Below are 7,005 nucleotides of genomic sequence, written 5' to 3' on the forward strand. Positions count from 1 at the left end.
GGATGCCGATCGGCGCTTGAAGATAGGGCCGGTCGAGCGCCTCGCAAAGACCGCGGCCGAACTCGCGGTAAAGGCACACATTGGCGTGGGCCTGCGCGAGCCTTGGCACGTCGGCCAGATGGCTTCCGAGCGGGAAGACCATGTTGATCTCGGCGCCGATGCCCTCGATCAGACGGCGGATCTCGGCGAGATCGGACGGCATGTTGAAGGTGCCGTAGATCGGTCCGATGACGTTGACCTTCGGCTTTTCGCCCTCCTTGACCGCCCTTGGCGGCCGCACCTTGCCCTTCTTGGGGCCGTATTCGGTCCAAAGCCACTTGATGGCGCGGTCGGCGGACTGCCACTGGTCCTCGTCGATCGTGCGCGGCAGGAAACGCTGGATGTTGGTGCCCTCGGGCGTGACGCCGCCGCCGATCATCTCGGCGATCGATCCGGTGACGACGACGGCGGGCAAGTCGGCGTCGAGCACGGCGCGGGCGTTCTTCATCGCCTGCTCGGTACCCGTCTTGCCCAGTTCCTCCTCGGCAAGGCCGGTGACCACGATCGGCAGTTCGTGCGGGGGCAGGGCGTCGGTATAGTGCAGCACCGAGGTAACCGGCAGGTTCTCGCAGCCCACCGGCCCGTCGATGATCACCTGAAGGCCCTTGATGGCGGTGAAGGCGTAGACCGAGCCCCAATAGCCGCCGGCGCGGTCGTGATCGATGATCAGGGTCATGTGCCCACCGCCTCGCCCGCGTCGACGGCGTTCTTGGCGATCTTCATGCGCGCGGCGTATTTCTTGCGGAAGCTCGTGTTGACCTGCGGCGTGTCCTCCCACACGCCCGACGTGTCGCCATGGCCGACGCCCTCGAAGAATTCGGTCATCGCGTCGAAGCGGGCCTTGTTGGCGATCGCCGCGTTGATGACGGTGGCGACGGAACCGGCGCCGGCCGGACCCATGAGCGGGCGCGCCGAGATCAGGTTGGTGAAGTAGAGCGCCGGCGTGCCCGTCTCCTTGACGTGCTGGACGACCGGCGTCGTGCCGATGGCAAGGTCCGGCTCGAACGCCTCGAAGGCGGCGATGTCCTGTTCGAGCGAGGCGCGGTACCGCACCTCGACGCCATGGGACCGGAGCCATTCGGCGTCGGCCTTGGAGAACGCCGTTTTCGGGCACGCGGTGCCGACATATCTCAGATCCGCGCCCGCCTCGACCAGGAGCCGGCCGACCAGCAGTTCCGAGCCCTCATAGCCCGACAGCGTGATCCGGCCCTTGATCGGGTTGGCGGCCAGCGCGCCGCGCGTTGCGCCCATGAAGGCGTTGCGGGCGGCATCGATCTTCGATCTGGCCACATTGGCCTTCTCGCCGATGTCCCGCAGCCAGGCATCGACCCCTTCGGCGCCCACCGGCGCCGAGCCCACGACCGGCCGGCCGGCGGCGGCAAACTCGCGGAAAGACGCCGTATAGAAGGGATGGATGCCGGCGACCACCGCGCAGTCGAGCGCCGCATAGAGTTCGCGCCACTCGCGCACGGGCACGACCGGACCCGCCGCAAGGCCCATCGGCTCCAGCATCTGGCCGATCACCACCGGGTCGGCGGGGAACATCTCGCCGACCAGCGTGACGGTGGGGCGTTCCGAGATGCCCTCGCGCGGCGCCATGACCGGGCCGGCGCCCGCTTCGCCGCGCGCATATTTGAGCATGGCGCCGGACAGAACGTCTTTCGCCTCGGCATGGGTCGGCACGCCGAAGCCCGGCACGTCGATGCCGACGATGCGCACGCCGTCGATCTCGGGCGGCAGCGCTTGCAGCGGAATGCCCGAGGCGGTCGGCACGCACAGGTTCGTGACGATGATGGCGTCATAGTCCTCGGGCTTGGCCATCTCGTGGACGGCATCGCGAATGTCCTCGTAGAGCTTGCCGGTGACCAGCGTCTCGGAATTGAACGGCACGTAGCCGACCGAGCGGCGCGCGCCGTAGAAGTGGCTGGTGAAGGTCAAGCCGTAGACGCAGCAGGCCGACCCGCTGAGAATCGTGCCGACGCGGCGCATCCTGAGGCCGACGCGCAGGCTGCCGAAGGCCGGGCACATGCTCTGCGGCTGTTCGTGCGGGCCCTTGGGATAGTCGCGCTCGAAGCCTTCCATCAGTTCGGCATTGCCGGCGGCCTTTGCGGCCGCCTTCATCTGCTCGGCGCCGGCATGGCATCCGGCGCCGTCGACGGCCGACTTGGCGGCTGCCTGACGGGCCAGTTCGGCGTCCGGGTCGGGCGCCGGTTCGGTCTCGGGTGGAACGTGCGGGTTCTTGATGAGCGTCGTCGTTGCCATCTCACACCTCGTCATAGATGACTTCGAGGGAGGGCTTGTCGATCTTGCCGGCCGCGCACATGTCCTCGATCGTCGCCGGGGTCAGCACGAAGTCCGCGCCCGTCTCCTCGGTGTCGAACAGGCCGAGCAGGCCGTCCTGGCTCAAGGGCGCGGGCTGGTGCGGGGGCGCCTCGCACAGATTGGTGGCCAACTCGCCGAACAGATCGCCCCACCGGCCTTCCGGATAGCCGATGATCTGGTAGTTGGCGCTCTTGCGGCGGATGTCCTCGTTCTGCGGGATCGCGGCAAGGACGGGGATGCCGACCGCTTCGGCGAAGGCTTCCGCCTCGCCGGTGCCGTCATCCTTGTTGACCACCATGCCCGCGACGCCGACATTGCCGCCCAGCTTGCGGAAATATTCGACCGCCGAGCACACATTGTTGGCGACATAGAGCGATTGCAGGTCGTTGGAGCCGACGACGACCACCTTCTGGCACATGTCGCGGGCAATCGGCAGGCCGAAGCCGCCGCACACCACATCGCCGAGGAAATCGAGCAGCACATAGTCGAAATCCCAGTCGTGGAAGCCGAGCTTTTCGAGCGTCTCGAAACCGTGGATGATGCCGCGCCCGCCGCAGCCGCGGCCCACTTCAGGGCCGCCCAGTTCCATGGCGAACACCCCGTCGCGCTTGAAGCAGACATCGCCGATGGCGACCTCCTCGCCCGCCTCCTTCTTCTTGGACGAGGTCTCGATGATGGTCGGGCACGCCTTGCCGCCGAACAGGAGCGAGGTGGTGTCCGATTTGGGATCGCAGCCGATCAGCAGCACCTTCCTGCCGGTTTGGGCGAGCATGTAGGACAGGTTGGCTAGCGTGAACGACTTGCCGATGCCGCCTTTCCCGTAGATCGCGATGATCTGCGTTTGTTTCTTCACCTCGCCGGTGGGCACCGGATCGGGTTCCTGCGCGGCTTCCTCGCGCAGCGCGTCGTACATCTCGGCGCCGGGCCGGGCCAAAGAGTCGGTCATGCGTCTGCCTCCCAGGTCAGAACCATTTTCGTGCAGGCCGGATCGTTGAAGGCTGTCCGGTAGGCTTTGTGGGCGCTTGTTGCCGGCGCCTCGTCGGAGATCAGGCCCGACAGGTCGAGCCGGCCGCCCTGGATGAGCGCCAGCGCGGCCTCGACGTCGTCGGGCTGGAATTCGGCGGCGATGCGGATCGATGCCTCGCGCATGAAGGCGGGCGGGAAGACGAAGCTCAGCGGCTCGGCGTAAAAGCCGGCCAGGACGATCTGGCCGCCGCGCGCCAGACGGGTGACGGCTAGATCGACGATGCCCGCATCGCCGCTGGCGTCGATGATCGTGCCATGGTCGCGGCGGTCATCCTCGTCGGCGCTGGTGACGGCGTAGCCAATGGCGCCGCCGCGCCGCGCCGGATCGATCTCCCAGACCGTCGGCGCCGCGCCGCCGAACGCGATCGTCATGCGGGCCAGAAGACGCCCCAGAACGCCGTGGCCGACGATCAGGCCGGGCAGGGCGGCGCCGGGCAGGGCCAGCGCATGATGGGCGGTGGCCGCCAGCGCAAGAAGAACGGCGTCGCGCCCCAGCGCTTCGCCGACCGGATGGACCCTGTCGCCGCCGACGACGAGATGCGCCGCCGTCGCGCCGAACAGGGGCCGCACATCCTCATAGCAGCGCGCGCCGGGCACGAACACCGTCTGGCCCGGCGCGAGCGCGCAATCGGGACCGGCCTCGCGCACGCGCGCGACCGTCTCGTAGCCGGGCACCAGCGGATATCCCATGCCCGGAAAGGTCGGCATGGTGCCGTCCCACAGCATCTTCTCGGTGCCGGTGGAAATGCCGCTCCACAGCACGTCGACCAGCGCATCGCCGGGCGCGGGGGGCGCAAGGCGCACATCGCGCAGGGCGATGTGCATGGGCTTTTCCAATACGATCGCTTCGGTCTGCATCGTGTCCGGTCCGGCCAGACGAGCGCCGGACTCTGCCTCCGTGCGTCATCCTATGATGACATATTTAAGTGTCAACTATTTTTTACATGCCATGTGTGGAACCGGCTCAGATTTGTGCCGAAACGACACTGGCCACGACCGGCATCGCGGTCTGGCGCGTGCGCATGCGGCCAAAGCCGGCCTTTGCGAGCAGGGCGAAGATATCGTCGGGCGTCCGGCACCGGCCCGACCGCATGGCCAGCAGGTAGAAGGTGAAATAGGCGGCGACCTGTCGCGCCGCCGGGCCGGCGCCGGCCATGGGTTCGCCGATGATCAGCATGTCGCCGGGGTCCATGGCCTTGCGGATCGCGGTCAGGATGCGCAGCGCGGCCGCATCGTCATGGTCGTAAAGGACCCGGATCAGCGTGTAGCAGTCGGCGTCCGCCGGGACCGGGTCGTCCAGGAAGGAGCCGCCATGGATCGTCAGCCGCTGTGCGATCGCCTCGCCGGCGAGCCGCGCGCGCGCGGCTTCGGCGACGGCCGGCAGGTCGAACAGGGCGAGATCGAGGCCGGGCCAGCGCGCCCCGGCCGCCGCCACGAAGGCGCCGCTGCCGCCGCCCATGTCGAGCAGGCGCCGGCGGCCGGACAGGTCCACCGCATCGAGCACCTCGGCGATCACCATCTGCTGGCTCAGTCGCATCAGTTCGCAATAGGCGGCGCCGTCCTCGGCGCCGACCGTGCCGCCGACATAGGACCAGAAGCGCGAGGTCCCGGTTTCGGCGGGCGGATCGCGCAACAGCGCGACGGGGTCGGCCAGGTCGCGATAGACCATGGCATGGTGGCGGATCATCGCGACGATGCCGGGGCTCCGGGCCAGCACCGCGCCGTGATCGGCCAGCGTCCAGCGCCCCTGGCCGGTCCGCGTGACGAGTTCGAGCCCCTCGGCCGCGCGCAACAGGCGGCCGGCGGCGTCCTCGGTCAGGTTCATATGGCGGGCGAGGGCGGCGGTCTCGCTCGGCTCGCCCTCAAGCGCCGGGAACAGGTCCAGTTCCACGCAGGCGAGCAGCACTTGCGAATTGACGAAACCGGCGGTCAGCGCGAACAGGTCGTTGGCGCGGCGGTTGGCGATCCGGCGCAGGACCGGCCATCGGCGCGCGCGGGCGCGAAAGGCCGGATCGGCGATCATGCGGTTGCGCCAGGCGCGGATGCGATCGCCGATGGCCGGGCGCGGCCGGTCCGCTCCCTCGGTCATCTTGCCGGTCTATGACGGGTGCGCGCCGGTCTCGGCCATGGCCCGTCAGGCGGCATGGCTGGCAAGGCTCTTCGGCATCAGCCGCCTGGCCTCGCCGGCGATCAGGTCGCGCAGCACCGGCGCGCCGGGGCAGTCGGGCACGGCGGCGACCGTCTGTCCGACCATGTCGTGCAGCCTGGCGATCGTTGCATCGAGTCCGTCTTCGGCGACCGCGTTCGGGCGGCCATTGAGATCATCCTGTCCGCAGGGCTTGCCGATTTCGGCTTCGCTTGAGGCGCAATCGCGCAGATCGTCGGCCACCTGGTAGGCCGCGCCCAGCCGGTCGCCCATGGCGCGCCAGACCTGCGGATCGGCGCCCGCGGCGATCGCGCCGGCCATGGTCGCCCCGGTGAAGAGCGAGGCGGTCTTGGCGCGGTGATATTCGGCGAGCGGAATGTCGTTCTCGCTCTCCCATGCCTGGCCGGCGACCAGGCCGTGCGGCATGCCGGCGGCCTTGGCCAGGGTGCCGACCAGCGGGGCGATCAGGTGCGGCGCCGCCACGCACTGGCGCGCAACGGTCTCGAAGGCGGCGATGATCAGCGCGTCGCCGGCGAGCAAGGCCAGCGGCTCGCAATAGGCGGCATGAACCGAGGGCTTGCCGCGGCGCGTATCGGCATCGTCGAAACAGGGCAGGTCGTCATGGACGAGCGAGGCGCAGTGCAGCAGCTCGATCGCTGTCGCGGCCGCGTCGGCCGCCTCGGGGTTTTCGTCGCCGCACGCCGTGGCGACAGCGAGGCAAAGGCGCGGGCGGACGCGCGCCCCGCCCGGAAACACCGCATAGCGCAAGGCGCCCGCGATCCCCGGCGGCTGGCCGCCGGCGGTGGCGTGCCTGACCGCTCTTTCGAGGGCGCGCTCGATCCGCTTGTGCATGTCCATCGCCACCCTCCCGATCGGCGCCGTTTGCGTCAATTTACAACGACGGAAAAGACTGTAAAGTGAAATTGACACATCGGACGGAAATGTCAACGCGGCGCCAGCCATGACCGTGGGAATGCAACGCGAGCGGATCGTCGTCGTCGGTGCCGGCATGGGCGGGCTGGCGGCGGCCATTCGCCTTGCCGGCCACGGCCATGACGTGCTCGTGCTCGAACGGGCGGCCGCGCCGGGCGGCAAGGCGCGCCAGGTGCGCGTCGGCGGGGCGGCGATCGACGGCGGGCCGACGGTCTTGACCATGAAGTGGGTTTTCGACCGGCTTCTGGAAGGCTCGGGCCAGCGGCTTGAGGACGAGGTCGACATCGAGGGGGCCGACGTCCTGGCGCGGCACTTCTGGCCCGACGGTTCGACGCTCGACCTGTTCGCCGACATCGACCGGTCTGCCGAGGCGATCGCGGATTTCAGCGACCGCGCCAATGCCGACGGCTATCGCCGCTTCCGCGCCGACAGCGCGCGCATCTTCGAAACGCTCAGGGAGCCGTTCATCGCCGGCGCGCGGCCGACAGTGCCGCGGTTCCTGTGGCGGCTCGGGCCGCTGGCGCTCCGCCGCCATCTGG

At 69.1% G+C, this 7,005-nt stretch carries 7 protein-coding genes; 1 reads left to right on the forward strand and 6 read right to left on the reverse strand.

Going from position 1 to position 7,005, the window contains the following annotated elements:
• The 6 genes from AC5E6L_RS13030 to AC5E6L_RS13055 form a co-directional block, all read right to left on the reverse strand.
• A partial coding sequence (locus AC5E6L_RS13030) for a nitrogenase component 1 (RefSeq protein WP_491773832.1) occupies nucleotides 1-715 on the reverse strand: 715 nt, incomplete at its 3' end.
• Nucleotides 712-2,301, reverse strand: coding sequence for a chlorophyllide a reductase subunit Y (gene bchY / locus AC5E6L_RS13035; protein WP_491773834.1), 1,590 nt, complete (start codon nucleotides 2,299-2,301; stop codon nucleotides 712-714). The genes bchY and AC5E6L_RS13030, both read right to left, overlap by 4 nt.
• 1 nt (nucleotide 2,302) lies before the next feature.
• Nucleotides 2,303-3,307 carry a chlorophyllide a reductase iron protein subunit X gene (locus AC5E6L_RS13040; RefSeq protein ID WP_491773836.1) on the reverse strand — a complete coding sequence of 335 codons (1,005 nt, stop codon included), beginning with the start codon at nucleotides 3,305-3,307 and terminating at the stop codon, nucleotides 2,303-2,305.
• Entirely contained in the window at nucleotides 3,304-4,245 is a 942-nt protein-coding gene (gene bchC / locus AC5E6L_RS13045; protein ID WP_491773838.1) for a chlorophyll synthesis pathway protein BchC, read from the reverse strand. Before bchC ends, AC5E6L_RS13040 begins: the two co-directional genes overlap by 4 nt.
• 106 nt (nucleotides 4,246-4,351) lie before the next feature.
• Nucleotides 4,352-5,476, reverse strand: coding sequence for a methyltransferase (locus AC5E6L_RS13050; protein ID WP_491773840.1), 1,125 nt, complete (start codon nucleotides 5,474-5,476; stop codon nucleotides 4,352-4,354).
• 45 nt (nucleotides 5,477-5,521) lie between these two features.
• Nucleotides 5,522-6,391, reverse strand: a complete 870-nt coding sequence (locus tag AC5E6L_RS13055) for a polyprenyl synthetase family protein (protein ID WP_491229663.1) — start codon at nucleotides 6,389-6,391, stop codon at nucleotides 5,522-5,524.
• 103 nt (nucleotides 6,392-6,494) lie between these two features.
• On the opposite strand from AC5E6L_RS13055, the gene AC5E6L_RS13060 reads away from it, so the two are divergent.
• Nucleotides 6,495-7,005 (forward strand): phytoene desaturase family protein (locus AC5E6L_RS13060; protein ID WP_491773842.1); only part of this gene is annotated, 511 nt, incomplete at its 3' end.

Source organism: Roseitalea sp., from assembly GCF_984466335.1.